At 59.4% G+C, this 24,892-nt stretch carries 31 protein-coding genes; 23 read left to right on the top strand and 8 right to left on the bottom strand.

Annotated elements, in window-relative coordinates; all coding sequences use genetic code 11:
• Positions 1-61: 61 nt before the first annotated feature.
• Positions 62-757, top strand: a complete 696-nt coding sequence (locus SHM7688_RS06355) for a hypothetical protein (protein ID WP_223229251.1) — start codon at positions 62-64, stop codon at positions 755-757.
• A gap of 219 nt (positions 758-976) precedes the next feature.
• Here SHM7688_RS06355 and SHM7688_RS06350 read toward each other — a convergent pair whose 3' ends face one another.
• Genes SHM7688_RS06350 through SHM7688_RS06335 form a run of 4 tightly spaced genes read right to left on the bottom strand, consistent with a single transcriptional unit; the run spans position 977 to position 4,259 of the window.
• Positions 977-2,350, bottom strand: a complete 1,374-nt coding sequence (locus tag SHM7688_RS06350; RefSeq protein WP_046212151.1) for a TRAP transporter large permease — start codon at positions 2,348-2,350, stop codon at positions 977-979.
• A complete protein-coding gene (locus tag SHM7688_RS06345) occupies positions 2,340-2,861 on the bottom strand; it encodes a TRAP transporter small permease subunit (RefSeq protein WP_223229250.1) in 522 nt (173 codons plus the stop codon). Before SHM7688_RS06345 ends, SHM7688_RS06350 begins: the two co-directional genes overlap by 11 nt.
• A 37-nt stretch (positions 2,862-2,898) precedes the next feature.
• Complete coding sequence (gene lspA, locus SHM7688_RS06340) at positions 2,899-3,408, bottom strand: signal peptidase II (RefSeq protein ID WP_036538122.1); 510 nt, start codon at positions 3,406-3,408, stop codon at positions 2,899-2,901.
• Positions 3,405-4,259, bottom strand: a complete 855-nt coding sequence (locus SHM7688_RS06335; protein WP_028284971.1) for a cation efflux transmembrane domain-containing protein — start codon at positions 4,257-4,259, stop codon at positions 3,405-3,407. The genes lspA and SHM7688_RS06335 overlap by 4 nt, the downstream gene beginning before the upstream one ends.
• Positions 4,260-4,315: 56 nt before the next feature.
• Here SHM7688_RS06335 and SHM7688_RS06330 point away from each other — a divergent pair, with 56 nt between their 5' ends.
• From SHM7688_RS06330 to SHM7688_RS20220, 3 genes are all read left to right on the top strand, one after another.
• Positions 4,316-4,660: an ArsR/SmtB family transcription factor gene (locus tag SHM7688_RS06330; RefSeq protein WP_046212131.1), complete on the top strand. Its 345-nt coding sequence runs from the start codon at positions 4,316-4,318 to the stop codon at positions 4,658-4,660.
• A 51-nt stretch (positions 4,661-4,711) separates the two neighbouring features.
• On the top strand, positions 4,712-5,179 hold the full coding sequence (locus SHM7688_RS06325; RefSeq protein WP_074637346.1) for a DUF411 domain-containing protein: 468 nt from the start codon (positions 4,712-4,714) through the stop codon (positions 5,177-5,179).
• Positions 5,180-5,404: 225 nt separating this feature from the next.
• A complete protein-coding gene (locus SHM7688_RS20220; protein WP_074637348.1) occupies positions 5,405-5,764 on the top strand; it encodes a c-type cytochrome in 360 nt (119 codons plus the stop codon).
• On the opposite strand, the gene SHM7688_RS19845 is transcribed toward SHM7688_RS20220, so the two are convergent.
• From SHM7688_RS19845 to SHM7688_RS06310, 3 genes are all read right to left on the bottom strand, one after another.
• Entirely contained in the window at positions 5,668-5,874 is a 207-nt protein-coding gene (locus SHM7688_RS19845; protein ID WP_162797850.1) for a hypothetical protein, read from the bottom strand. The genes SHM7688_RS20220 and SHM7688_RS19845 overlap by 97 nt on opposite strands.
• Positions 5,875-6,368: 494 nt before the next feature.
• Positions 6,369-6,626 carry a helix-turn-helix domain-containing protein gene (locus tag SHM7688_RS06315; RefSeq protein ID WP_028284972.1) on the bottom strand — a complete coding sequence of 86 codons (258 nt, stop codon included), beginning with the start codon at positions 6,624-6,626 and terminating at the stop codon, positions 6,369-6,371.
• Positions 6,627-6,750: 124 nt separating this feature from the next.
• Positions 6,751-7,002 carry a hypothetical protein gene (locus SHM7688_RS06310; protein ID WP_028284973.1) on the bottom strand — a complete coding sequence of 84 codons (252 nt, stop codon included), beginning with the start codon at positions 7,000-7,002 and terminating at the stop codon, positions 6,751-6,753.
• Positions 7,003-7,212: 210 nt separating this feature from the next.
• On the opposite strand from SHM7688_RS06310, the gene SHM7688_RS06305 reads away from it, so the two are divergent.
• The 17 genes from SHM7688_RS06305 (at position 7,213) to SHM7688_RS19355 (ending at position 21,271) form a co-directional block, all read left to right on the top strand.
• Positions 7,213-7,581 carry a hypothetical protein gene (locus SHM7688_RS06305; protein WP_028284974.1) on the top strand — a complete coding sequence of 123 codons (369 nt, stop codon included), beginning with the start codon at positions 7,213-7,215 and terminating at the stop codon, positions 7,579-7,581.
• Between the two features lie 43 nt (positions 7,582-7,624).
• Complete coding sequence (locus SHM7688_RS06300) at positions 7,625-8,239, top strand: lytic transglycosylase domain-containing protein (protein ID WP_058239121.1); 615 nt, start codon at positions 7,625-7,627, stop codon at positions 8,237-8,239.
• Positions 8,236-8,529 (top strand): TrbC/VirB2 family protein, encoded by a 294-nt coding sequence (locus SHM7688_RS06295; protein WP_035252599.1) that lies wholly within the window; start codon positions 8,236-8,238, stop codon positions 8,527-8,529. The genes SHM7688_RS06300 and SHM7688_RS06295 overlap by 4 nt, the downstream gene beginning before the upstream one ends.
• Complete coding sequence (locus tag SHM7688_RS06290) at positions 8,522-8,800, top strand: VirB3 family type IV secretion system protein (protein WP_035252740.1); 279 nt, start codon at positions 8,522-8,524, stop codon at positions 8,798-8,800. The genes SHM7688_RS06295 and SHM7688_RS06290 overlap by 8 nt, the downstream gene beginning before the upstream one ends.
• Positions 8,790-11,165, top strand: coding sequence for a VirB4 family type IV secretion/conjugal transfer ATPase (locus SHM7688_RS06285; protein ID WP_035252596.1), 2,376 nt, complete (start codon positions 8,790-8,792; stop codon positions 11,163-11,165). The genes SHM7688_RS06290 and SHM7688_RS06285 overlap by 11 nt, the downstream gene beginning before the upstream one ends.
• Positions 11,162-11,329, top strand: a complete 168-nt coding sequence (locus SHM7688_RS19840; protein WP_165589904.1) for a hypothetical protein — start codon at positions 11,162-11,164, stop codon at positions 11,327-11,329. Before SHM7688_RS06285 ends, SHM7688_RS19840 begins: the two co-directional genes overlap by 4 nt.
• Before the next feature lie 55 nt (positions 11,330-11,384).
• Positions 11,385-12,476 carry a lytic transglycosylase domain-containing protein gene (locus SHM7688_RS06280; RefSeq protein WP_035252737.1) on the top strand — a complete coding sequence of 364 codons (1,092 nt, stop codon included), beginning with the start codon at positions 11,385-11,387 and terminating at the stop codon, positions 12,474-12,476.
• Positions 12,473-13,282 carry a type IV secretion system protein gene (locus tag SHM7688_RS06275; RefSeq protein ID WP_035252593.1) on the top strand — a complete coding sequence of 270 codons (810 nt, stop codon included), beginning with the start codon at positions 12,473-12,475 and terminating at the stop codon, positions 13,280-13,282. The genes SHM7688_RS06280 and SHM7688_RS06275 overlap by 4 nt, the downstream gene beginning before the upstream one ends.
• Positions 13,283-13,298: 16 nt before the next feature.
• Positions 13,299-13,952, top strand: coding sequence for a VirB8 family type IV secretion system protein (locus SHM7688_RS06270; RefSeq protein WP_035252590.1), 654 nt, complete (start codon positions 13,299-13,301; stop codon positions 13,950-13,952).
• 1 nt (position 13,953) lies between these two features.
• Positions 13,954-14,649, top strand: a complete 696-nt coding sequence (locus SHM7688_RS06265) for a TrbG/VirB9 family P-type conjugative transfer protein (RefSeq protein ID WP_035252587.1) — start codon at positions 13,954-13,956, stop codon at positions 14,647-14,649.
• Positions 14,646-16,025: a TraB/TrbI/VirB10 family type IV secretion system protein gene (locus SHM7688_RS06260; protein ID WP_035252585.1), complete on the top strand. Its 1,380-nt coding sequence runs from the start codon at positions 14,646-14,648 to the stop codon at positions 16,023-16,025. The genes SHM7688_RS06265 and SHM7688_RS06260 overlap by 4 nt, the downstream gene beginning before the upstream one ends.
• 4 nt (positions 16,026-16,029) lie before the next feature.
• A complete protein-coding gene (locus tag SHM7688_RS06255; protein ID WP_035252582.1) occupies positions 16,030-17,016 on the top strand; it encodes an ATPase, T2SS/T4P/T4SS family in 987 nt (328 codons plus the stop codon).
• Positions 17,013-17,207, top strand: coding sequence for a DUF4177 domain-containing protein (locus SHM7688_RS06250; protein WP_035252579.1), 195 nt, complete (start codon positions 17,013-17,015; stop codon positions 17,205-17,207). Before SHM7688_RS06255 ends, SHM7688_RS06250 begins: the two co-directional genes overlap by 4 nt.
• A gap of 77 nt (positions 17,208-17,284) precedes the next feature.
• A complete protein-coding gene (locus SHM7688_RS06245) occupies positions 17,285-17,617 on the top strand; it encodes a hypothetical protein (protein ID WP_223229249.1) in 333 nt (110 codons plus the stop codon).
• A 12-nt stretch (positions 17,618-17,629) separates the two neighbouring features.
• Positions 17,630-18,706, top strand: a complete 1,077-nt coding sequence (locus tag SHM7688_RS06240) for a TrbL/VirB6 family protein (protein ID WP_035252574.1) — start codon at positions 17,630-17,632, stop codon at positions 18,704-18,706.
• A gap of 128 nt (positions 18,707-18,834) precedes the next feature.
• Positions 18,835-20,220, top strand: coding sequence for an IS1182 family transposase (locus SHM7688_RS06235; protein ID WP_035253452.1), 1,386 nt, complete (start codon positions 18,835-18,837; stop codon positions 20,218-20,220).
• Between the two features lie 388 nt (positions 20,221-20,608).
• A complete protein-coding gene (locus SHM7688_RS19355) occupies positions 20,609-21,271 on the top strand; it encodes a L,D-transpeptidase (RefSeq protein WP_046212120.1) in 663 nt (220 codons plus the stop codon).
• A 73-nt stretch (positions 21,272-21,344) separates the two neighbouring features.
• Here SHM7688_RS19355 and SHM7688_RS19985 read toward each other — a convergent pair whose 3' ends face one another.
• A complete protein-coding gene (locus SHM7688_RS19985; RefSeq protein WP_081806555.1) occupies positions 21,345-21,617 on the bottom strand; it encodes a hypothetical protein in 273 nt (90 codons plus the stop codon).
• Positions 21,618-21,801: 184 nt separating this feature from the next.
• On the opposite strand from SHM7688_RS19985, the gene SHM7688_RS06225 reads away from it, so the two are divergent.
• Positions 21,802-24,150, top strand: a complete 2,349-nt coding sequence (locus SHM7688_RS06225; RefSeq protein ID WP_081806556.1) for a heavy metal translocating P-type ATPase — start codon at positions 21,802-21,804, stop codon at positions 24,148-24,150.
• A gap of 94 nt (positions 24,151-24,244) precedes the next feature.
• The gene (locus SHM7688_RS06220; protein ID WP_046212149.1) at positions 24,245-24,721 is read left to right on the top strand and encodes a L,D-transpeptidase family protein; all 477 of its coding nucleotides are present in this window, start codon (positions 24,245-24,247) and stop codon (positions 24,719-24,721) included.
• The last annotated feature ends 171 nt before the right edge of the window (positions 24,722-24,892 follow it).

Raw genomic sequence — 24,892 nt, 5'->3', positions numbered from 1 at the left:
TTGCGTTGCGATAGTATATTATCGTATGTATGCTGAACTCCTCTCACGGAGGTCCCCCAGTATGCGCCATTTACTCAAGAAGCTCCTCCCCTCGGTCGCAGTCGCTTTGGCCGCGACAAGCTTTTCGCTGCCGGCACCCGCCCGCGCGCAGACCTACCCGATCGATTGCGCGATCCTCTTGTGCCTGTCTGGCGGCTGGCCCGCTTCCGTCCCTTGCGCCCGAGCCCGCGCCGAGTTCATCCGGCGGATTACGCCTTGGCCAGTGGAACCGCCGCTGCAAATCTGGCGCTGTCCCATGGGCGCGTCCTATGAGAGCGATCGGCAATCAAACAACGCTGACCGCATAATTGAAGCCTTGTACCGGACCGACAACCGTCGACCGCTCCAATCCTTGCCAGTAGATAATCTCGTTCCCACAGACTTCACCCTTCGGCTTGTTCAGGACCGCGCGGACATCGATATCAGCGGGCCAGAGTTCAATTTCGTGCGGTCCATCCGCGTCTTCGATGTACGGTATGCACGACAGCACGAGTCCGGGCGCGATGGGGATTGTAACCGAAGCGCGACCGTGGTCCTCGGCACCTACGGGACCCAAGGCGATTTCTCATGGCAGCGATCTTCCATAACTGCCCTGCCCGAGGCCCATGTGGGACTTGAACGTTGGGGCCAGAATTGCCCGGGTATCTATCACCGATCTGTCTTCGTCGATTGGCGTGACTATGAGGGCAACTACGGCTTCGAACAGGTGAACTACTAGCGCTGACAAAGACAGCTTTGCCATCATGCTGCGAGAATTTTAGCGTGCTGAGTTGTTCAAATACCGGCCCTTCGCTGCTTTCGGTGCGTTTGTCCGGAGAGCGGACTAAGCACCATTTCGCTGCGGCTGCGCCAGTGGCCGCTTCAGCTCAATCCGAAAAAACGGTTAAACCTAGAGAACCCACAAGGGAATGCTTTCCCCCGCTGCAGGCTACATCACTCACCGCTGTATCAATTGCGGCGCATCGGCATCCCCAAGGGCCATTTCGGGCAGCCAAGTGATAAGCTGAGGAAACGAGATCAGCGCCGCGATCAATGCAATCTCAATGGCAACAAGGGGTACCGCTCCGCGATAGATATCAGACAGATTGATACCCTTCGGTGCGGCCATCTTGGCAAAGAACAGGGCATAACCGAAAGGGGGCGTCAGAAAAGACGTCTGCAACGCCAAGGCTATCAGGCCAGCGATCCAGATTTGTGCAAAGTAGGCAGAGCCGACGTGATCTGCGAAGTCGAGCTCTGAAATAATCGGCATCAGTACGGGTACAAAGACCAGCAGCACCTCGATCCAGTCAAAAACAAACCCAAGTATGATGATCACGCCAAGGAGCATGGCCAACAGTTCCCACCGGGTGAGATCGAATGCGGATATCCAGTCGAAGATCACATTTGGTCCACCAACGAGGTGGAAACTGAGCGAAAACACCGATGCGCCAAGTACGATGAAGAAGACCATCGACGTCATCGTGCTTGTCTGCACCGTGACAGAGTTTAACGACGAGAAAGACAGACGCTTTCGCGCCAGAGCAACCAAAAGCGCGCCAAAAACCCCTACTCCAGCCGCCTCTGTTAGTGTCGCAAAGCCCAGAATGATGCTGAGCGGAATGGATGCGATGACCGCGACAGACGCGAGTACAAACAAGAGGTCTGACACAAGATTGGTCTTGGGTGTGTCCAGCGGGATTTCGACCGTTTTTCTCAAGGTGACCGCAAAGTAGACCGCGAAGGCCATGACCATCAGAAGCACAGGTACGATGAGGGCCACATACATCAATCCGATGCGCAGATAGAACACGTTCGAGATGAAGAACAGCATCACGGCTGGCGGGAACACGACACCCAATGCTCCAGAAGCTGCGACAGCGCCTCCTGCGGTTCGCGGTGCGTAGCCCGACGCCATCATCGGGGCATAGGCCACCAACGCCACAGTTATGACGGAAGCACCGATCACCCCGGCGGCGGGCGCAAGAACGAGGCCGATCAGCAAAGTCGCAATGGCGTAGCGACCGGGAACGCCTGTCAGAAGACGCCCCAGCAAGCGAAACATGGTTTCGGCAATCCCGCTGGCATTCAGGATCAGGCCAAGAAAAATCAACATTGGAACGCTGGTGAATTGGACTGATTCATTGGTCAGTACACCACGGGCCCGCAGGTAGATCAGCCCCAGATGCTGAAAATCAGTGATCCCCACCCAAACCGCAGCGACAAACCCCAAGAAGCCTGTCCCCGCGAGCACCAGCGCCACCGGAAAGCCACTGAAAACCCCAATCGCCATCACGACAAGCATGGCAACCGTGAGGACCTCATTCACCATTGTGCAGGCCGCTTGCTTGTTCCGGTGCACCTTGCGCACGTCTCCCTGTCAGAAAGGCGATGTTGCGAAGGGCTACGATCATCCCGGCAAGAGCCAGCAAGATGGGGCCGATGACCCCGGTGATGCGTTGTGCCCACAACTGGGTTTCCGCGTATTTCGTGGTGCGCATCAAACCGTCCCATCCGTAGTAGGTCAGGATGGCGGCGAGCGGCAGAAGGACAAAAAGGCCGCCAATCAGTTCGATCCAAGCAATGCGGCGGGCGGACCAATGTCTGCGAAGAACATCAACGCGCACGTGACCGTCGCGCAGATAGGTATACCCAAAGGTCAAGAAAATTAGGATGAACAGCAGTGACGTGGACAGGTCCGGCAAATAGCTCGACACGCCAAGTTGTAGCTTGCGATCCAGCATCTGAAGCGCGCCATAAGCAGCAATCGAAACAACTGTCAGCCACGCAGTCACGACGCCGATGCCGCGAATGCCACGGTCAATCCAATCCAAAAATCTCAAGCCGAATTCCCTCCCAAAGTTCTTTGCCTGTTAGCTGTTATCCCCCCGTGACATCTCCCTTGCGATTGTCTTGTTCCCGATTTTCCGGCCTAACTTTCGAGGTGCGAAAGCTGTCCCAGAACAGCAATGCTGCCCCACAAAAGATCGCCACGTCAGCCAAGTTGAAGGACGGCCAGTGGTATGACCTGTAATGGAAGTCGAGAAAGTCAGGGACGGCCTGATAGCGCAGACGGTCAAGGATATTGCCAAGCGCGCCTCCGATGATCAGACCGAGCGCCGCACCTGTCAGCCTGTCCGGAGCCTTCCACAGCCAGATCAGCAGCCATGCCACGACCACGGCAGCAAGTGCGACCAGACCCCACCAGGGTACGACCCCGCCGAGCATACCGAAGCTGACCCCATCGTTCAAAACCCGCACGAGGTTGAGAAAGGGCAGAACCTCGACCCCGTTCTCAAGCGCCGGGGAGTTCAGGGCAAGAGCCTTGGTGCCCTGATCAACACCAAACGCGGCGATGGCGCAAAGCCCACCGAGAACGCGGCTGTTCATGCCACCGCCTTCAGATCGGCCCGCGCGTCGCGGATGATCGCCCATGACGAGTGCAGGAACAGTCCGGCGATCCCGAAGGCTACGATGAGATCGGGCCATGCGCTGCCTAGCCAAACCACCAGCCCGGCGGCGATAACGACTGCGGCGTTGCCGATGGCGTCGTTGCGCGAGAACAGCCAGACAGCGCGCATGTTCGCGTCGCCCTTGCGGTACCGCAGCAACGGCAGCACGGAGATGACATTTATCACAAGAGCAATCAGGCCCAGAATCCCCATCAAAGTGGCGTCTGGGGTTGTCGGCTCGAATGCCCTTATGATGGTCGTGCCAAAGACTCCAAGACCAAGCAGGCCGAGGAAGATGCCCTGGATCAGAGCCGACCGCGCTCGCCAAGCGAGGCTCCAGCCGATGGCCAACAGGCCGAGGAAGGTGATTGCGCCGTCGCCGATGAAATCCAACGCGTCGGCCTTCACGGCCTGTGACCCGGCAATGAACCCGCCGATCATTTCAAGAACGCCATAACCAACATTCAGGATCACAACGATCCAGAGCGCGCGGCGATAGCCAGGGTCCTGATGGGCCGCACCTTGCTGAATATCTTCGTCGCTCTCGATGCGGTCAAACCCATACCCTGTTGTCTCGACGGCTTTTTCAATTTCCGGCAAGCGCGCTTCGGGAGCTGTCAAAGTCATTATGTGCGTTGCAGTAGACACTTTCACGGCGTCAGGCGCGATACCTGCAGATTGCGCCGCCCGCTCGATCTGGGCGGCATCCTTGGCGCAATCCATACCGGAAACGCGGTAACGGAAGGATGGGATATCTGCCGCCGAACCGGTGCTATCAGCGTTGGCCATGATCGCAGTTCTCCTGCTAAAGTGGATCAAAGGATAATATATCAGTGAGCAATGATATGACGCAGATCGTTGTGGACCGCAAGGTCGGTACCATTGAACAACGCGCAAAACTATTTCGCGGCTTTGCCGACCCAAGCCGCTTGTCTATTCTCGGCGCGCTGTGCGGGGAGCCGCTGGTTGTTCACGAACTCGTCGAGCGTACGGGACTATCACAACCAAACGTATCCAACCACTTGCGATGCTTGTTGGAGTGCGGGCTAGTTAACAGCGACCGAGATGGGCGCTTCATCCGCTACCGTATCAGTAGCGCACGTATCGCAACGCTGTTGAGCGATGTGGACGCACTTCTCGATGTGGTCGCAGGGGGCGTTGAGGCCTGCGACAACTATCGCGGGAGATAAGCAGCCACTAAGCGATGAAATAGACTAGGACAGAGCTAAAGGACGACTGATATTGATGTAACGCGCCGTCAAATTATTATAGCCGCTGTAGGTCTTACCAGCATTGCACCCTTCGCCGCGATTGCGCAGGGAGCTCCGTCGATCCACGTTCTTAAGGACCCGAATTGCAGCTGTTGCCGGGTTTGGGCTGATATTCTTCGGGCTGAAGGCTTCCGTGTGACCGAGGAGCGCAGCTTTGGAACACTGCTGGTCCGACACAAGTTGGACAATGGCATCCCCCAAGAGATGATATCGTGCCACACAGGCGAGATCGAAGGCTATATGATCGAGGGCCATGTGCCCGCAGCAGACATTCGTCGCCTTCTGGACGAACGCCGAGACGCAGTCGGTCTCGCCGTTCCCGGCATGCCCTATGGATCACACGGAATGGGGCCAGAAGATCAGCGTGAAGCCTACGATGTATTTCTGATCCGGCGCGACGGTAACACCGAAGTGTTCACGAGTTACGAAGCAGCCTGACGGCAATTTCATTGATCGGAAACCATAAGGAGAAGACTATGAAGCAGCATAAATCACGCTATTTTGGTAAGGTTGCGGTGTGTATGATCTCTGCTACTGTAGCCTTCGCACAGCAGCAGCGAGGCGATTGGGTGGGGTCACGGGCCAATGGGACCGAACCACATGTGGTCTGAACGCATGCCTGGCTGGGGACACGGCAACATGGGTCCGGGCCAGCAATAGCGCATGCAACGACATTGGACTTACATGAACGAGTGCGTGCCCGCAGCTCATCGGGGCGCTCGGAGCACTATTCGCGCGACGCCTGAAGTTATCGCGGAAGGCCAGACGCTATACACAGCGAACTGCGCAAGTTGTCATGGAGCCGAGGGTCTCGGGGATGGTGAGGCCGGTCGGTCTCTCGTGCCTTCTCCGGCTCTCCTTAGATGGTTTGTTCAGATGCCGATGTCGGGAGACGAGTATCTGCTCTGGGCAATTTCTGAGGGCGGTCAGCGCTTCGGAACAGAAATGCCAGCCTTCAGGGAAGCGCTGACTGAAGAAGAAATCTGGAAAATCATCGCATACATGCGTGCGGGGTTCCCGTGATACCGCGCACCGCGAACACTTTGTAGAGCTTTTGGCGGTGCTTCCAAAAATACACAATTTCGCCGATCACCACCAAAACTGACATTGGTGGAGCGCGCAGCATCGCTCACTCTGGGCTCCTTCGAGACCTTCGCTGCCATCAGCTCAAATGACCGGTACGCTCGCAGACCCTTTCCATCAATATGAACTGGCGGCTGCGTGAGAATCCTATCCACTGTCACTTTTTCGAATCCGCGTGAGCGCATCGAAGTCGATTTCTTGCTTCTGTTCGTCACTTATATCCGGCCGGGTTTCCGATACCGGCTGGGGCCCTTGGACGTCCCACATCACCGCATGTGAGCCTGTACTCCAGCGATAAACCCAACCAACAACACTGCACCCATCGGTCCCGATCAGATTGGCGATCGCGACGCCCTCACCCCTATCATCGTTCACTGTTTACTAACTTCCTGCACTGTGGCGCTGCAAACTGCGGTGTGAGGTTGCAGAGCGTTCACTACGACCGCGCGCCGGACTTCGTTGATTTTGGCTACCTGGTCCTCGATGAGGGAATGATCATCAGACCGAGAAAATGGGTTCCCGCGTTCTCAACAATTCATTGGCTTCAAATCCTGTGGTCGGGCTCCGTGGCGGCTTCGACAATCGACAGGACTTCATCTTTGTCAAAACCAATGACCCTCGCCAGAACTGTAAACTCCACGACGTCGATACGACGCTCGCCACTTTCGAGACGTGCCACAAACGACTGGTGGCGTTTGAGCTTCGCCGCCAACTGCTGCTGGCTGAGACCCGCATTCTGACGTGCATCAACCAACGCACGGACGAGCGCCAACTGGCCATTTGTTCTGATTGTCTTTGCCACGCGTCACATACCTTTTGTGACGTCGCTAGCGGATGAAATCTGTTATCTAAAAAGTAGATATATGAGGGTGTTATCGGCGTCTGGTTTCCATGGGCTGCAAGTCTGATGCTCCCGAGGTTGCCCATCAATCCCCTACCAATTGCAGGAACCGGCCATAGTCCTCGCTGACTTCGCGCGCTTCCTCGAAGGCGCGGGCGCGTTCGCTGTCGAGGCAACGGAAGTAGCTCTGGATATCCTGGATATAGTCTTCGAAGTCCCCGCGGATGATATCCGCATAGTCCCGCGCGGCCTGCGAATCGCTTGGCAGGAAAGGACGGGATGGCGCAAAGCAGGATTCCGCCAAAACCGGCCCGGGAACGCAGATCAGAAGGGCCATAGCTTGCAATGGGAGCAGGCATATCAACCTTGGGTTTCTCAAACCTGTTATCTCCTTGATCGCGGACACTGGCCGTGACTAGTGTTTGCGTAACCAAACTACAGCAAAAGCACGATATTACATCTTGCGGTTGATAATATACTATCGTAACTCTGGGCTTCAAGTAGGAATGCCTGGGGTCGCGCCATTGGAGAAAGCGTGAGCCGGGCCATGAACTGGGATATCGAAGCACCAAATGTGGTTACGGAAGCCAGGTTCCGCGAACTCGTGGAAAGCGGCTATAGCGCAGAAATCCTGTGCCAAGCGTCGGCACACAAGAAAGGCCCCAGCTATTACGGGGTCTGGATCATGCGCGTTGTCTCTGATGATGGCGTGGAAAAGCTCCTCGTCACCGCCCGTACGCGGACGACCTACAACGATATCAAGATCCGCGAGTTCAAGACGATCTCCGGCGTGGTGTCATTCTTCATTGGCCTTGGCTTTGCGCATGTCGACCTGCCGCTTGAGGCGGGGACAAGCCGTACGCACAAATTCGCCCCGCCAGACAAAGTCCCATCAGACAAGGGCGCTGACACCTAGCCTCGTCTGTCTCTGGCTGGTCGCAGCACCTGCCTCCGCACAGATGGTCCTGGTCATGGAGAGCGACGGCTCCCTGATCCCGTCCCGCTCCCAAAGCAGCTTTGCCCGAAACTACAATGACGGGATTGGTCAGGGTTCGGCCTCCGATGGGATCGCGATCTTCGGCGAGGTAGAGGCCGAGCAAGAGGGCGTCCAAGTCGCGGCCCTTGCCCGCCCAACTCCCCTGCCCCGCGCCGATGTCCTCTCCGGGATTCAGACCACGGCCTTGCGCTATGCCGGCCATCCCGGCCTGCGTCGCGCGGGGCTTTCCGTGACGGATTGGCTGGCTCTCTTTCGGGCCAATATCGAGGTTGAGAGCGCCTACCGGCAGGATGCGATTTCAAATGCAGGTGCTATTGGCCTTGGTCAATTGATGCCTGCGACGGCGCGCGATCTCGGCGTCGATCCGCGTGATCCGCTGCAGAACCTCGACGGGTCCGCCCGCTATCTTGCGATGATGCTGGAGACGTTCGGCGATCCGCATCTTGCCCTCGCAGCGTACAACGCCGGGCCAGACGCTGTGCGCCAGTACGGCGGCATTCCCCCTTACCGAGAAACCCAAAACCACGTGGCCCGTGTCATGGCCGTCGTGGCCCGATTGGAAGGATCAGATTCATGAAGCACATATCTAACCTGTTTATTGCGTCGCTCGCGCTCTTCCTGCTCGTTGCAGAGCCTGCGCTTGCGCAAAGCATCGATCTCTCGCCGATCCAGAGCCTGTTGCAGGGCATCGTTGATGCGCTGACCGGCCCGCTCGGTGTGGTGATCGCGACGCTTGCCGTGCTGGGCGTTTTCTTGAGCTGGTTCTTCAACATCATCGATCTGCGCCAGGCCCTCTGGGTCCTCGTCGGGATCGCCGGTGTTGCTGCCGCCCCCACCATTGTTGCCGCGGTCTTTGCCGGTGGCTGAGCGCTCGCCCCTCTTTCTGGGTCTCGTGCGCCCGCCCAAGCTTTTGGGCCTGCCCATCATGTATGCGATGGTCTGGCTCTTTGGCTCGGTGCTCTTGTTCGTCTGGATCCAGCACATCGCGGTGCTGGGCGTGGCCGCCCTGCTCTATCCCGTGCTTTGGAAGGCCGCGGACTGGGACCCGCGCTTCATCGACGTGATGATGACGGCACTGCAGGAAACCCCACCAACGCGGAACCGCTCCATCCATGGCGGGGACAGCTATGCTCCGTGATGAAGCCTGTGATGCTGCGCTCGATCCCCGCACGATGACGCCCGAATGGTATGCACGCGAGACCCGCCTTGCGCATATGCTGCCGTACGTCAGCCAGGTCGATGACCGGACCGTGCGGACGCGGGTCAACGAGCTTTTCCAGTGCATTCGGCTCGACGGGGTCAACAGCTACACCACGGATGATGCCTATCTCGACAAGGTGACCGCGCTTTTTGCCCGGATCATCGCGCAGCTGGGGCCGGAGTTCAGCTACTACGTCCACAAGGTCTCGAAGGCGATCACGCCGGACCTCGAGCCCGTGCGCGAGGACAGTTTTGCTGGAGAAGTTGACCGGCTCTGGCGCAAGAAACTCGAGACCAGCGGGCTGCGCGACAAGACGCTGACGCTCACGGTCATCCATCGCCCGCCCCCGAAAAGCGTCCTGCCGTTCCTGAACCGCAGCGCACCGGATCGGCTGAAGGAGGCAACTGAGAAACGCCTTCGCCGATTGGGCGAGGCCGTGAGCGTGTTCGTGTCAGGCCTGACGGAGCTGAATCCGCGTGTGCTTTCGGCCAAGTCCGGCGAGTTGATCGGCTTTCTGGGGGCCCTCAACACTGGCCAGGAACTGCCGCTTTATCCGGCCAATACCTATGGTTTCCTGTCCTTCAACGTCGCCAACACGCGAGTGACGTTTCAAGGCGATCACTTCGAACTCTCCGAAGGCGTCGTGGGACACCGCTTTGGGAAGAGTTTCACCATCGGGGAATATTCCGAGGCAACCTCCTGCACCATGTTCGACATGCTGAACCTGCCTGTCGACATGATCGTCACGCATTCCTTCACGCCGATCAATTCGAACCTCATGGCGGGTCGGATCAAGCGGCAAAAGCGCCAGATGCAGGCGAGCCAGGACGCGGCGCTCTCGCTGATGGAAGCCCTCGACATCGCCGCCGATGATCTTGAGGCCAAGCGACAAAGCTTCGGTGAACACCACATGATCGCAACGATCTTCTGCGACACGCTCGACGAGCTACAGACACTCAGCGCCGAAATCGTGAACGCCGCCGCCGCCGAGGGCGTGAAGATGATCGGCGAGCGGGTTGCGGCCAAGGCCCACTACCTCAGCCAGCATCCTGGCAACCAGCCTAAGCGCGTGCGCGCCAGCGCGATCACCAATCGCAACTTTGCGGATTTCGCGGCGTTTCATCGGACGCAGCTTGGCAAGCCTGCTCAGAAAACCCCTTGGGGCAAGATCATCACCTATCTGCCCACACCCGAGCAGAGCGCCTATCGGTTTTCATATCACGAGCAAGGCAGCCCCGACAAAGAACCCACCAGCGGGCATACGCTGATCATGGGACGGCCTGGGTCTGGCAAGTCGGTCCTCTCGGCATTCCTCATGACCCAGGCCCGTCGAGCAGGGGCGCGGATCTTCGTCTTCGATTACCGTCTCGGTATGGAGATGGCGGTCCGCGCCAATGGCGGACGCTATGCGTCCCTGAAAGCGGGGCAACCCACAGGCCTCAACCCGCTCTGGACCGAGACCGATGCGCGCGGCACGGCATGGCTCTCGGACTGGCTCGCCACCCTGCTCTATCGCGCAGACAAGCCGCTCACGCCTGCCCAGACCAACCGCATCCAAGAGGTCGTGCGCCAGAACGCGCAGGCGACGAATCCCGGCTTGCGGAACTGGCGGGATTTCGCATCGCTATTCGTCTCCACCGATGATGGTGGCGATCTGCATCAGCGCCTGCTCGAATGGACCGAAGAGGGCCGTTACGGCTGGATATTCGGACAGACTCTGGAAGACACCTTCTCGCTCAAAGGCGATGTGGTGGGCTTCGATCTCACCGGCATACTCGACAGCGAGGCCGAGAAGGAACGCATGGCCGTTCTCTCTTATCTCTTCCGCCGGGTCGAGCGTGAGATCGAAGATCGCCGCCCAACGATCATCGTGATCGACGAGGCCTGGAAGGCGCTGGACAACGCCTATTTCGCGGAGCGGCTCTCGAACTGGCTGGTGACCGCGCGGAAGCAAAACACCGTCGCGGTGATGATGACGCAATACGCCAGTCAGCTCGAGCGCACCCGGACCGGCAAGACGATTGTCGAGGCCGTACCGACGCAGATTCTGCTTCCTAACATCCGCGCCCATGCGGCCGATTACGCGATGCTGAACCTCTATGAGAAGGAACTCGACGTGCTTCTCAACACCGGCAGCGACAGCCGCCTTGCGCTCATCCGAGACGACCAGGGCTCCATCGTGGTCGATGCCGATCTGAGCGCCCTCGGGCCCAATCTCACCATCCTCGGCGGCATGGAGAAAGGTGAGGCGCTGGTCGGCGCCGATTACCGCGACCGCCCCGACTTCTGGAGGCTTTCATGATCCGTGTTCTTTTCGCCTTGGCCGCGCTCGGCGCTTTGGCCTCCTGCGCCCAGTACCAGGAACCGCAGGCCAATTGCTTCACTTTCATGGCCTCGACGGCCCCCGTCGCGCCAGATTGCACCTTCACGCCCCTCGGCGCATCGGATGGTGACGTTGAGGTCTAAGCTGCCCCATATCCTCGCGCTTTGCTTGCTGCCCGGTCTCGCCTTGTCCCAAGGTGTGCCGACCAATGACAGCGGGCTGACCGCGCGCGATATCGTCGAAACAGGCGATCGCGAGGCCGACCTCGCCATTCAAGCGGACAAGCTTGCTGTACGCGAACTCATTGCCGAGATCGAACGGGAGCAGCTGGAAACCCTGCAACGCATCCTCGATGCCCAGACAAGTTTTGGCGGTCAAGGCCTGCCGGCCATGGTCTCCGGGCTGGAAAGTGGCAGCGGCGATCCGGCGCGGTCCGTCGAGGCGGTCTATGGCACGGGTGAGATCGATCCCAATCCCGGCGGCGCGCAGATGTTCGGGGATGCCTCGGAAAACATCGAGCAGCTCATCATTCGCGTCGCCCAGGAGACCAGCGGCTTTGCGGGAGTTGGCCGCGCGGGCCTCTCGCCGGTTCAATGGCGGGCACTGTTGCAAGCGCTTATATGGCAGGAAAGCCGGTTCACCATCGGCGCGCGGTCGCCGGTCGGCGCCTTTGGCCTTACCCAGATCATGCCAGGCACCGCCAGTGACCTCGGCATCAACCCAGAATACTATGACAGCCCCTACCTGCAGGTGCATGGCGGCGCGCGCTATCTCGCGGCCCAGCTCAACACCTTCGACGGCAATATCATCAACGCGCTCGCGGCCTACAACGCCGGACCCGGCCGCGTGTTTGAATATGGGGGCGTGCCGCCCTTTGCCGAGACCCAGCACTATGTCCAGGTCATCCCCGAACGCTACAATCTCTACCTAAGCCGCATCGGCGGGATCGAAGCGCTCGGCACGATTGATCCCGCGTTACTGGCCAATGCCAACCTCTCGATCACCGGGCATGGCGCGGCCTATTATGGCAACAACGCGCCAGCCGCGATCCGGCAGGCCACGCTGCGTATTACGGACATCGTCGAGCAGATCTCTGAAACCGAAGACGTGCAGGAAAGCATCGCGCTCAACACCTATGCCCGCGCCGAACTCGTGCGTCTCGTCGCGGCCCGCATCCGGCTACAGGCCGCGCGCACCCGCGTGCTTTCTGCCGAAGAGCTGGCCCAGGCCAGCGCCCGCTTGGCCGAGGGCGCGTTCATGGAATTCACGATCAGGGAGATAGACCGATGAGAGATTTACTCGTGAGGACGGCCTTGGCCACGACGCTTGGAATTGGCCTGCATCTCGGCACCCTGTCCCCTGCCCTGGCGCAAGGCGTGCCCGTCGTCGATACCCAGAACATCGCACAAAACATCCAGCAGCTGCGGCAGATGATCGAAGACGAGATCCTGCAAAACGAGCAGCTGACGCAGCTCCGCGAACAGCTTGCGACACTCACGGAACAACTTGGCGAATTGCAACGCACCTACGAAGCCCTAACGCGCCTTGCCGAGCTGCCGGAAATCATCCGCACCGAAATGGAAGACGAGCTGAACGGCCTGCTCGACCAGGAGTTCGGGGACATCCTCGCCACCATCGAAGCCATCAAGACGGGTGACTTCTCCGGCCTGTCCGGCTCCGGCGCGGGCGAGATCGAAACCCAGATGGACCGGGTCCTGGCCGATCTCGGCTTTGACGACGATACGCTTTCGGAAATGGCCACAAGCGGCAATCCCGGGGCCAATCGCGTGGCGACGCAAGCCACGACCGGCGCGCTCGTCTCGGCGGCGGCCCAGAACAGCTATGAAGACGCAGGGCAAGCGCTGGAGCGTGTCGACCGGCTCGTCGGGCTGATCGATGACATGGATGAACTCAAGGAAAGCATCGATCTCAACACGCGAGTGACCGCGGAACTGGCGATCGCGCTCGTCGCCATGTGGCAGCTTGAAGCGGTGCAAACCGTGGGTGACGGCACCGGCGGCGTGATCGATGCCGCCACCATCGCAGAGGAGCAGCGCTTCATGGACTTTACGCTGCCAGACCTGCGCGCAGACTGATTCAGGGGTTTGACGCGTGGCGAGTGAACAGGAAATCATCGAAGAGGAGCTGGTCTATGGTGCGCTGCGCCGCGAACGGCTCTGGCAGCGCCTTGGGCTCATCGGGCTCATCTTCGGCATCCTCGGATGCCTGAGCGCGGCGGCTGTCGCAATCCTCGATGTCGATCCGCCGCCCGTGGTTGTTCCTTACGATCCCGAGACAGGCTTTGCCCTGCCCGAAGCCTCTGTAGGTGCAACTTCGGTCACAGCCAACCAGGCCATCATCGAGGCGGAAGTCTTCCGCTACGTAACTGACCGCGAGGTCTACAACCAACTCGACAATGATCTGCGCATCCGCAGTGTGCTGCGTCGCTCGGACGGTGCGGCCGAAAGTGGGTTGCGCCAGATCTGGAACAGCGCCAACGAGAGTTACCCGCCGACGGTCTATGGCCCGAATGCCCGGCTCGACGTCGAGATCCTCAGCATCAACCGGATCGGCACCAATCGCGCCACGGTCCGCCTGCGCAAGCGCCTGACATCCATCAACGGCGTCCAGACCGGCCTCTTCACCGCCACGCTGCTCTTCGAGTTCCGCCCCGAGACCAGCCGCTCCATCGATGAGGTCTGGACCAACCCCTTCGGCTTCACCGTGCTCGAATATTCCATCCGCTCCGACAGATTGGAGAACTAGTTTGATCAGTAAGTTCTTAGTTGCTGGCCTATTTTCCCTGCTGCCAGTCCTTGCCTTCGCGGAAGCCATCCCGCGCGGTGGCCCCAATGACAGCCGCGTGCGCTTGGCTACCTATCAGGAAGGTCAGGTCTATCGCCTCAACGTCTCGCTCACCCATGTGACCACGATCGAGTTTGGCGAGGGAGAAAGCATCCGCTCAATCATCGCAGGGGACACGGAGGGCTTCGAGATCGACGGCGTTCCGGGCGGGCAAGCCTTCGCGATCAAGCCCGTCGCGCGCGGTGTCCATACCAACGTGACCGTCTATACCAACCGCCGCAGCTACTACTTCAACGTCCAGGAGACCCGCAGCCCGACCTTCTACGTGGTCCAGTTCCGCTACCCCGAAGACAATGCACGGCCCACACGTGCCATCGCGGCCCAAGCCCCTAACCACAATTACGGTGCCAGTGCGCGCACCGAGTTCACCCCGACGCGCGTCTGGGATGATGGGACCTTCACGTATTTCGAGTTCCCGCGGAACGCGCCGGTGCCCGCAATCTTTCGCTACGCCAATGGCCGAGAACGGACGGCCAACACGCAAGCGACCGAGGACGGCGTGATCCGGGTCTCCGGGGTGAACAGGCAATGGGTGCTGCGGATTGGGGAGGAGGTGGTCTGTATCGAGGCCACACCAACGGCGGGGGTCGGATCATGAGCGACACCGGAAACGCGGACCTCGAGAAACGCCTCGCTGCTCTCGAGCAAGGCAAAGGCGCAGGTTCGCCCCCTGCCCCACGGCGCCCACCGCTGCTCGCACTGGTCGTCGTCCTCGTGATCGGTGCCGGCGGTGCATTGCTCTATCTCCTGTCCCAACCCGAGGAAGAAGAAGCTCTGCCTACGGCCACGCCAGACGTGTTCCAGAACGAAGGCGACGGGTTCGGTGCCATCGAAACCCTCCCTCCACCGGAGCCCGAAGTCGTTCTGGTCGCACCTGAACCGGTGGAACCGAACGCCGAGCTTTTAGCGCAACTCGCCGCCCTTCAGGCCCAGATCGAAGAATTGCGCAGCGCGCCCGAACCGGTAGTAGAGGAAGATACCGCAGCCGCTGAAGCCATTGATGCGCTGACAGCGCAGATAGCCGCCCTGCAAGCTGCGTCGGAAGCCGCGCAACAGCAGTTTCGCGATGAGCTTACGGCGCGCGACCGCGAACTGGAGCAACTCCGGATGGATCTCGAACTCGCGCAGCTTGAGGCCAACCGCCCCCTGCCCGCACCCATCGGCCCAACCGAAGACGAACTGCGCGCGCGGGAAGAAGAACGGCTCCGCCGCGAGGAGGAAGCACGGCGGCTGGCGGAACTCGAACGCCGCGCGGCTGAGGAACGCGCATTCCAGGAGCGCCGCATCACCTCGCCGACGATCGCTTTTGGAGGTGCATCCGGTGCGAATGAGACGGCACTGACCAAACGCACCTTCGGGGACGTGACGGATTTCGTGCTGAACGGCGCACTGCCCACGTCCGTGACGCAGGCAGAAGTCATCGCCAACCCGTCCAACACCATCATCCAGGGCACAATGATTCAGGCCGTCATGGAAACTGCCCTTGACAGCTCCCTGCCCGGCCAGACCCGTGCCGTGGTGTCCGAGGATGTCTACAGCGTCGATGGCGCGCGCCTCCTTATCCCGCGCGGGGCCCGTCTCATCGGGCGCTATCGTTCGGGGGTCGATATCGCGCAGCGCCGGGTCACCATCGCCTGGGACCGGATCATGCTACCCGACAACCAGACGATCCAGATCAGCTCTTTCGGGGGTGACGAATTGGGCCGCTCCGGCGTGACCGGCTTTGTCGACACGCGCTTCGATGAGCGTTTCGGCTCAGCGGCGTTGATATCGCTGATCTCCGCCGCGCCAAGCGCTGCTGCTGCAAACGTCCAGGATGAGACCGCCGCGGACGTGCTCGAAGACGTGGGCGATGATCTGGCCGATGCCACGGACAGCGTCATAGGCGACTACCTCTCCATCGGCCCCGTCATCTATGTCGACCAAGGGGCCCGCGTCACGGTGATGGTCGACCGCGATCTGGAGATATTCTGAGTCCATGTCGCTGAGCTATCTCGAAACCTCCCTCGACAGGATCGACGCCGCCGCTCGCGACGATGTCATCGAGATCTGCATCAACCCCGATGGCAGCTGCTGGGGCGAGTTCCAGGGCGATCACTCCATGCGAGAACTGGAACGGCAGCTAACCGCAACGGAAGTGAAGGACCTCGGCAACCAGATCGCCTCCTCCGCCAACACCACAATGAGCAAAGACCGCCCGATCGTCTCGGTCTCGATCACCTACAAGGGCCGCCCGATCCGGGCACAGGTCATCACCCCGCCTGCCGTGCTCTCGGCGATGTCGATCAGCCTTCGGTTTTTTTCAAGCCTGCCGCTCGATGGCATCGCGCTCGACTTTCTGTATGGCAAAGAACGCAAGCTCGAAGAACTGCGTCTCGAGAAGACGCGGGAACTGCGCGACGTTGTGGCCGCGGGCGTGATCGACGATGCGCTGGCCTTTTGCGTCGACAACAAGCTTAACATGATCGTCTCTGGCGGCACCTCCACCGGCAAGACCGTGGCTGCGCGCAAGATCCTCTCGCACGTGCCATCCGAGGAACGCATCGTCACCATCGAGGAAGCCGCCGAGCTTCTGCCGACCCAGCCCAATGCCGTGACCCTCATCGCCAATCGCGATGCGGAGTTCCAGACCGCCGATGTGCTGCTCACCGCAACGTTGCGCATGCGCCCCGACCGGATCATCCTGGGCGAGGTGCGCGGCAAGGAGGCCATGACCTTCCTCGAGGCGATCAACACTGGCCATGGCGGCTCAATGACCACGCTGCACGCAGAAACCCCGCAACTTGCCGTGCAGCGTCTGGCCATCGCCGCGCTCAAGACCGAGATCCCCATGACCTATGCCGACATGATCCAGTACATCGAGAACTCCATCGACGTAATCATCCAGGCCGGTCGCCACGACGGCAAACGCGGCATCACTGAATTCTACCTCCCCGGCGCAACCGAGATCGGAGCTTCCCAATGAAGACCTTTGAATATGACATCCTGACCTTCCCGATGAGCCGCAAGACAGGTGAATTTGAGATGAAAAACGTTCTGAATGCCCGAGGCGCAGAGGGATGGGAAGTCGTGTCGTTCACTTCATCGGAATACGCTAACGTTGGCTACACGGTATTTTTGAAGCGGGAAACGACTGCGGCCGAGGCAAAGGCATGAATTCGGCGCGGCTAACTCTTGCGCTAATCGCGCTGGCCGTGAGCCTACTGGCTGTCCCCGCCTTGGCAGAGCGCAATATGGTGCCGACCCTCGATCGCAGCTTCGACGTCTGTGCAGACCGGCCCACCGAGCCTGCCTGGATGCATGAGATCCCCCTGCGCCAAGCCTATCAGCGGGTTCTGGTTCAGGACATCTATCGCGCCCAGAATCTCGAGCGGGTCGTTGAGATCGGCAACTGCGACTGCGCGACCCGGTTCCCGTCCTGGGACGCTGCAGAAGCGGTATTTCGGGAGAGATACGCCAGCGACGAACGATGGGAAATGCTGGAAGCCTCGGACGCCTACAACAGTCGTGCCAACGACGTTCGCCTCGCGGCCAAAGCGATCTGCGAAGCCGCAGGTAACTGGTGAGGCTGATCCCAGATGAGCGTCGTCACCTACTTCGTTGAAACCTCCCAGGGCTACCTCGACACCGCGGCGGAAACCCAGTTCGGGTCGGTCGCGGCGACAGTCGGCACGCTTCTGGTGCTGGGAACAACTCTGGTGGTGATCCTCGTCTTCCTGAACATGATCTACCAGTATAAGGCGATGGACGGGCGCACGGCCTTTTGGCTCGCAGTCAAGATCGGGTTGATCGGAATATTTGCGACCAATTGGGTGCAGTTCAACGCGCTTTCCGCCGCTATCCTTGCAGGGATCGACAGCATTGCGGGGGCGCTCGTGGCTTCGGTCGGTGGTGGAACTCCCGGTCCTTCTGGAACTTTCGCCGAAGAATTCGACCGGTTGATCGCCGAGTTGGGGGACTATCTGAACGCTGCCGGGTCCGAGCTGAACTGGATGGCCGGCGCCATGCTCGACATCGTCGGTGTCCTGCTGCTTTCCATCCTCGGCGGGCTCGCCGCCTTCATCCTCGTGGCCTCCCGACTGATGATCGCGCTTCTGATCGGGATCGCGCCGGTCATGATATTCCTGACACTCTTCGAGGTGACCAAAGACTACTTCGCGCGCTGGCTGTCGGCGCTGGTTTCCTTTGCGCTCTACCCCATCGTCGTCGCCGGCGTGTTCGCGACGATCACAGGCGTCTCCTCCGCACTCATCGGCGAGCTTGGCGACCCGGAGGGAGCCTCAAACATCGGCGCGCTCATTCCCTTCTTCATGATGGTGCTCATGGCCAAGGGCTTCATCATCGCAACGCCCTTCATCGTTCGCGCGATCTCCGGCAACATCATGATGCCCGCCCTCTCCGGTGGTCTCGGCGGCGGCTACAGCTTTGCCCGCGCCGCAATGGGCAGCAAGCAGGCCTACAATCGCTACCTGATCGGTGGGGCAAGTGGCGCAGAATACGCAGCCCTCAGGGCGCGGCAGTTCTTCGGCGTGCAGCAGATGCCCGTGAGGCAAGGCATGGGGCAGACGGGTTCCGCAGGAGGCACAGGATCCGCAGACTCGGGGTCAAAAATGCTGGCGCAGCTGGCGAGACTGGGTCGACTTGGCCGACGGTGACGGCCCTTAGCCGACCTTCAGGCATCCCGTAGCGAACGTCGGGTGGGAGCCTATTCTGTTGAAAAACTCACCCTTGATCGAGGCCGAAGTCACTGATTCAATTTCCATATTGAACGGGGGATTGAGTGATGATGGGACCGAGACAAGAAGCGCAGGCGGCTTTGTTTTACGAGTTTTCGCTGGAAGATCATGTGCCTCAAGCCCACCTGTTGCGCTCGATTGATCGGTTTGTCGATCTGAGTGGCATTCGCACCCATCTTGCGGAGTTCTACAGCCACACGGGCCGCCCTTCTGTCGACCCTGAACTCCTGATCCGCATGCTTCTGGTGGGGTATTGCTTTGGCATCCGCTCCGAACGCCGCCTGTGCGAGGAAGTGCATCTGAACCTGGCCTATCGATGGTTCTGTCGGCTCGACCTCAATGACCGCGTGCCCGACCATTCGACCTTCTCGAAAAACCGACATGGGCGGTTTCGGGAGAGCGAACTGCTGCGCCATTTGTTTGAGACGACTGTTACCCGTTGCATCGCAGAGGGTCTCGTGAGCGGCCAACGTATGGCCATCGACGCCAGTCTGATCGAGGCTGACGCCAACAAGCAGAACTCGACACCGAAGGAAGAATGGGACGCGACAACCATTGATCCCATGGATGCACCACGCGCCGTTCGAGAGTATCTCGACACATTGGATGAGGCGGCCTTTGGCGCTGCCAGCAATGTGCAGCCGAAGTTCACATCACATTCCGACCCCGCCAGTCAATGGACGGCAGCCCGCAAAGGTCCTGCATTCTTCAGCTATTCCGACAATTATCTGATCGATACGGATTATGGGGTCATCGTCGACGTCGAGGCCACACGATCCATTCGGCAGGCCGAGGTTGGGTCCACCAAAACAATGCTCAGGCGCGTGAAAGACAGGTTTGATCTGCACCCGGAGCGCCTGATCGCAGATACCGCCTATGGCACCGGGCCGATGTTGGGCTGGCTTGTCGAACGCAAGATCGCCCCACACATTCCTGTCTTTGACAAGTCCAGCCGCAGCGATGGCACATGGACGCGTGCTGACTTCGAATGGGATGCAGAGAACGATCAATACATCTGTCCGGAGGGGCACGCGCTGAAGCAGTTCCGTCGCAACTATTCCGACCCGAACCGAGGACCCACCGGCAAAGGCACAGCCCGCTATCGCGCATTGAAACTGACCTGCCAGGCCTGCCCATCAAAGGCCAAATGCTGCCCGAATGCCGACGCTCGCAAGATCACACGTGAAGAACACGAAGACGCACGTCAAGTCGCTCGCGACATCGCCAAGACCCGCCAATACGAGATCTCAATGAAGCTCCGAAAGAAGGTCGAGATGCTCTTCGCTCACCTCAAACGCATTCTCGGCCTCGGGCGGCTCCGATTACGCGGACCATGCGGTGCAAATGACGAATTCCTCCTCGCCGCAACCGCCCAAAACCTCCGCAAACTGGCAAAGATCTTTCCCGCACCGCAGCAAACGCGCAAAGCCTGATAGAAAAGGCGCTCGCGCTATGTTCAGCACCGCGCTTTCTGCGTCAGCAACACGTTGTTTTTCCACAGAATCAGCCCAAAGTGAACAATGCTGCATCGCGTTCCAATGTAGGCTCTCATAGCCGAGGATGAAAAAGTGACAAAATCAAACCGAGTTTCGCCAAGGGTTTGTGGCAGAGTATCGACACCGGTAAGATCCAAAATGCTTGTAAAATTGGCCTGTGATCTGTCAGATGCCAGCGGCAGAAGGAGAGCCATCCCTTCACGAGGACTTGATCATCGCTCATAAATGAGGCCTTGAACCTATAGTGGCTTGAGGTTCTACAAGGCACTCGAGGCATCCAAGCCGCGGCTGGAGGTGCACAAACAATTTCTTTGGAGTAGGACCTATGCTGACCCGGCGCCATTTCATTTCCACGTCCACTGCGATGTTTTCGTTACCGATCGCGGGACCGGCTTTGGCCAGTAGCTGGCCAACGACCGGCCAAAAAGCGTCGTGGGATTCTCAGGTAACGCCCAGCAACTATGACCCGGCGACATCCAATCCGTGGGGGCTGCATCCCCGTTTCTTGCCGCAACGTGTTGCTGCGAAAGATGGCCTTGTGCCAGGTGACATCCATGTCGATGCAGTCGCCCGCTATCTCTATCACATTGAAGAAGGTGGTACAGCGATGCGGTATGGAGTGGCGATCGCGCGTGGAAATCTCTACGAACCAGGAACCTACACCATTCGGCGAAAGGTCGAATGGCCACACTGGACCCCAACAGCGTCAATGATCGAACGAAATCCGGAAAACGCAGAATTTGCGGATGGGATGGAGCCGGGGCCGAAGAATGCACTCGGGTCACGTGCTCTTTATCTCTACGTTGGCAACCGAGACACTTACCTTCGCATCCACGGGACACCTAAACCTTGGTCGATTGGCGGTCGAGCGAGTTCTGGCTGCGTCCGGATGGTCATGGCACATATCAATGATCTCTATTCAAACGTCGCCATAGGGTCGACCGTATACCTGTATTCTGCCGAACAGAGTGTTGTTTCGGACAGCTAGTGCAGGATTGTGACGCGTTGATCTTCGCTCCGGCCCTCAACGTGGGCCGGAGATGTCAGGAAGATCGTTACGTTTACCGAGCAACACAAATCGGGTTGCCACCAGCGGTTCTGAGGGGAAGCAAGGTCTTTTCTACGGGTCCGTTGTGTTCATACCAGTAGCATCCGTCTTCTTCGCGGAGCCGGGCTGTTGCAAGGTTTTGACTTGGATCAGCCAGTTCCACGATAGCCTCTGGCACGTTTCCGATTTTTTGGGATCCGTTCTGATCTGTCGTCGCGCATGCGCCAAGCAGCAGTACCCCAAGTAGCGGTAGTCCGATCGGTCCGGCAAATTGCTGAGTCTTCATAAATTCCTTGTCGCCTTTCTTCGTTGATTGCGTGTCCGCCGATTGGTTTTATACTCGCGCGCCCCTTGGCAGCCGAAAACTATATACGAAACAAAATACCTCTTGAACCTCTAGCGACTGTAGGAGTTATGGTCCAGCCAAGCAATGATTCTGGAGATGCCGAATGGCCGCCAAAACTGAAACTGTGGTATCTGAAGTACACCCAACTGATAGAGCCAAGTCAGAAACATGTGCAAGTGAACATGCCTGCTGTGGAGGAAGCCATTCACACGAAGAGTTTGGTCCCGTGCCACAAGATGGAGCGGGCCGGAGTTTTCAGGTCAGCGGTCTTGATTGCGCAGAAGAAGTGGCGATCCTCAACAAGGTCGTTGGACCGAAAGTCGGCGGGGCGGAGCACCTGGCATTCGATGTCATCAACGGACGCATGATCATACTCCACAGCGCTGCCGCAGTGTCGGATGGAGAGATCACTCAACTGGTTGCGACCACGGGTATGAGCGCAAAACCCTGGGATGCCGAGAACGCTTCGGAGGATCAAGCTGCGCATCTTGCCCGTCAGCGCCTGTTCACAATGCTGAGCGGAGGCTTTTGGGCGGCAGGATTTCTGTATCACATCGCAGAAACCGGGATGGGCGGTGCGATCGGTCTCTTTTCCGGCCATGGAGAAGCAGTGATGCCTTTGGTCGAAGCGGGGCTTTTTGCTATCGCGATCCTGGCTGGCGTTTGGCTTGTCGCCCCGAAGGCGTGGTCATCCGCGCGGCGCGTATCGCCCGACATGAACCTCTTGATGGTGGTCGCTGTGGCCGGGGCTATCGGCCTTGGCGAGTTTTTCGAGGCGGCAACGGTCGCGTTCTTCTTCTCTCTCTCGCTGTACCTTGAAAGCTGGAGTGTCGGGCGGGCGCGGAACGCTGTCTCGGCTTTGCTCGACCTAGCGCCACCTACTGCAAGGGTTGTCTACGAAGATGGTTCTGAAGCAGATGTTCCGGCGTCAGCCGTCGCCATCGATGCACATTTCGTGGTGCGTGGCGGGGACCGCATTCCATTGGACGGGCAAGTGATCGAAGGCGCCGGGGCCGTTGATCAAGCCCCGATCACTGGCGAAAGCGCATTGGTGCCGAAGGAGCCGGGTGACGAGGTCTATGCGGGCACGATCAATGGCGAGGGCACGCTGACGGTACGCGCGACCAGGGCGGCCTCCGACACGGTGCTCGCCAAGATCATCCGCATGGTAGGCGACGCCCACACCCGCCGCGCGCCCGTGGAGCAATGGGTGGCGAAATTTGCGCGCGTCTATACGCCCATCGTGATGGCGCTCGCCATTGCCGTCGCGATGCTGCCACCGCTCGTATTTGGTGGAGCCTGGGATGACTGGTTCTACAACGCCCTCGTCCTTCTGGTGATCGCCTGCCCTTGTGCGCTGGTCATTTCGACGCCCGTGTCCATCGTCGCCGCGCTCACAGCCTCGGCCCGCGCCGGGGTGCTGATCAAGGGCGGTGCTTATGTCGAAGCTCCGGGACGCACTTCAGCCTTGGCCATGGACAAGACCGGTACGATCACCATCGGCGAGCCTGAAGTTGCTGCAATGTATCCGCTAGGGAATGCGTCGACGCAGGATCTGATGGGCGTAGCGGCGGCGCTTGAAGCGCGATCCTCCCACCCGTTAGCGCGCGCTATCCTTGTACGTGCAGAAGTCGACGGCCTTGATGTATCCGCGGCGGACGATACGCGGACCGTACCGGGGCGTGGGCTTGAAGGCAGGGTACAGGATCGGGCGGTCTGGCTCGGCTCTGACCGGTTCGCCGAGGAAAAAGGGCTTGGAAGTGCCATTCCGACAGACCTTCGGCACCGTATCGAAGTTGCCGGTAGTACGTTGGTGGCTGTTGGTGATGCAAATGGGGTGATGGGTATTCTGGAACTGCGCGACCGCATCCGCCCCGACGCCAAGGGAATCGTGGCTCGTCTGCATGCGCAGGGCGTGAAAACCATCGTCATGCTGACGGGCGACAATGAACGCACCGCGCGCGCGGTCGCGACAGAGGTCGGCATCGACGAGGTGCGCGCGGAGCTTCTGCCCGAGGACAAGGTGACGGCCATCGAAGACCTGGTCGAAGCGCACGATATGGTGGCCATGATTGGCGATGGCGTAAACGATGCCCCCGCCATGGCGCGGGCCCACTATGCTATCGCCATGGGCGCGGTTGGTTCCGACGCGGCCATCGAGACGGCGGACATTGCCTTGATGACTGATGACATTGGCAGGGTGCCCTGGCTCATAGGCCATTCCCGCCGTGCGATGTCGATCATCCGTCAAAACATCGCAACCTCGCTGGCAACCAAGGCCGTTTTCGTGGTGGCGACAGCGTTTGGGATGGCATCGATGTGGGGGGCCATTGCCGCAGATGTTGGCGTGTCACTGCTGGTTGTCGCAAATGCGCTCAGGCTGTTAAACGGACACCACGCGGAGACTCCGCCCAAAGGCGGTGACCGCGTCGGCGACAGACTGGCCGAAGGTGCTTTGGCGCACGGCCATTGAACGGGCTGGCACAGCACGCTAGTGTCAAGTTTGAAAAACCTCATGAAAGAGGCATTGAGCAGTGAATTTTCGAGTTACACGTCGCACAATCCTCCTGGGAGCTCTGGCGACAATTCTTTCTGGATGTGCAAACAAATTCCGCACTTACAGGGGGCCGGAGGTGACCCGGGTGCGGGTCTACAAGGGGCAGCGCATGATTGTCCTTGATGGACCAGAGGGTGTTTTGCGCACTATCCCAATGGGCCTTGGCTTTGCGCCTGAGGGTCACAAGCAATTCGAAGGGGACGGGCGCACGCCAGAAGGATCATACGTGATTGACAGGCGAAATCCCGAAAGCCTGTTTCATCTTTCCATCGGGATCTCGTACCCGAACGAGGCGGATATCGCATACGCAAAGGCTCAGGGCCGTTCCCCTGGTGGAGATATTTTCATCCATGGGGGGCCGCGCCCTGGCATTGACCCGACAAACAAGCGCGACTGGACGGCCGGATGCATTGCCGTTTCGGATCGGGAGATAGAAGATATCTATGCAATGGTGAAGAACGGGACACCTATTGATATCTACTCATAACCGAATTTGTCTGGAAACGGTGGCGGCTGTGCTTCTCAAAAAAACTGTTGTCGGTGCGGCAGACTGACAGTTTCAAGGTAGACTGATCAAACCGAAGAACACAGGTAATGAGCAAGATAGGCGAACCCCAGTTCAGTGGGTCTGGCGAACGATGAATGGTAGGGAAAGCTC

This window comes from Shimia marina (assembly GCF_001458175.1).
Taxonomy (GTDB): domain Bacteria; phylum Pseudomonadota; class Alphaproteobacteria; order Rhodobacterales; family Rhodobacteraceae; genus Shimia; species Shimia marina.
This window is presented reverse-complemented; position numbering and strand designations above follow the sequence as displayed.

What these genes read in the sequence shown, in the direction of transcription:
- SHM7688_RS06285 (WP_035252596.1), top strand. Translation starts at nt 8,790, where the DNA reads ATGCTCCGTGATGAAGCCTGTGATGCTGCGCTCGATCCCCGCACGATG.
- SHM7688_RS06245 (WP_223229249.1), top strand. Translation starts at nt 17,285, where the DNA reads ATGGTGCCGACCCTCGATCGCAGCTTCGACGTCTGTGCAGACCGGCCC.
- SHM7688_RS06240 (WP_035252574.1), top strand. Translation starts at nt 17,630, where the DNA reads ATGAGCGTCGTCACCTACTTCGTTGAAACCTCCCAGGGCTACCTCGAC.
- lspA (WP_036538122.1), bottom strand. Translation starts at nt 3,408, where the DNA reads ATGAACAGCCGCGTTCTCGGTGGGCTTTGCGCCATCGCCGCGTTTGGT.
- SHM7688_RS06295 (WP_035252599.1), top strand. Translation starts at nt 8,236, where the DNA reads ATGAAGCACATATCTAACCTGTTTATTGCGTCGCTCGCGCTCTTCCTG.
- SHM7688_RS19840 (WP_165589904.1), top strand. Translation starts at nt 11,162, where the DNA reads ATGATCCGTGTTCTTTTCGCCTTGGCCGCGCTCGGCGCTTTGGCCTCC.
- SHM7688_RS20220 (WP_074637348.1), top strand. Translation starts at nt 5,405, where the DNA reads ATGCAACGACATTGGACTTACATGAACGAGTGCGTGCCCGCAGCTCAT.
- SHM7688_RS06260 (WP_035252585.1), top strand. Translation starts at nt 14,646, where the DNA reads ATGAGCGACACCGGAAACGCGGACCTCGAGAAACGCCTCGCTGCTCTC.
- SHM7688_RS06255 (WP_035252582.1), top strand. Translation starts at nt 16,030, where the DNA reads ATGTCGCTGAGCTATCTCGAAACCTCCCTCGACAGGATCGACGCCGCC.
- SHM7688_RS06235 (WP_035253452.1), top strand. Translation starts at nt 18,835, where the DNA reads ATGATGGGACCGAGACAAGAAGCGCAGGCGGCTTTGTTTTACGAGTTT.
- SHM7688_RS19355 (WP_046212120.1), top strand. Translation starts at nt 20,609, where the DNA reads ATGCTGACCCGGCGCCATTTCATTTCCACGTCCACTGCGATGTTTTCG.
- SHM7688_RS06305 (WP_028284974.1), top strand. Translation starts at nt 7,213, where the DNA reads ATGAACTGGGATATCGAAGCACCAAATGTGGTTACGGAAGCCAGGTTC.
- SHM7688_RS06275 (WP_035252593.1), top strand. Translation starts at nt 12,473, where the DNA reads ATGAGAGATTTACTCGTGAGGACGGCCTTGGCCACGACGCTTGGAATT.
- SHM7688_RS06250 (WP_035252579.1), top strand. Translation starts at nt 17,013, where the DNA reads ATGAAGACCTTTGAATATGACATCCTGACCTTCCCGATGAGCCGCAAG.
- SHM7688_RS19985 (WP_081806555.1), bottom strand. Translation starts at nt 21,617, where the DNA reads ATGAAGACTCAGCAATTTGCCGGACCGATCGGACTACCGCTACTTGGG.
- SHM7688_RS06355 (WP_223229251.1), top strand. Translation starts at nt 62, where the DNA reads ATGCGCCATTTACTCAAGAAGCTCCTCCCCTCGGTCGCAGTCGCTTTG.
- SHM7688_RS06350 (WP_046212151.1), bottom strand. Translation starts at nt 2,350, where the DNA reads ATGGTGAATGAGGTCCTCACGGTTGCCATGCTTGTCGTGATGGCGATT.
- SHM7688_RS06335 (WP_028284971.1), bottom strand. Translation starts at nt 4,259, where the DNA reads ATGGCCAACGCTGATAGCACCGGTTCGGCGGCAGATATCCCATCCTTC.
- SHM7688_RS06310 (WP_028284973.1), bottom strand. Translation starts at nt 7,002, where the DNA reads ATGGCCCTTCTGATCTGCGTTCCCGGGCCGGTTTTGGCGGAATCCTGC.
- SHM7688_RS06330 (WP_046212131.1), top strand. Translation starts at nt 4,316, where the DNA reads ATGACGCAGATCGTTGTGGACCGCAAGGTCGGTACCATTGAACAACGC.
- SHM7688_RS06300 (WP_058239121.1), top strand. Translation starts at nt 7,625, where the DNA reads ATGGTCCTGGTCATGGAGAGCGACGGCTCCCTGATCCCGTCCCGCTCC.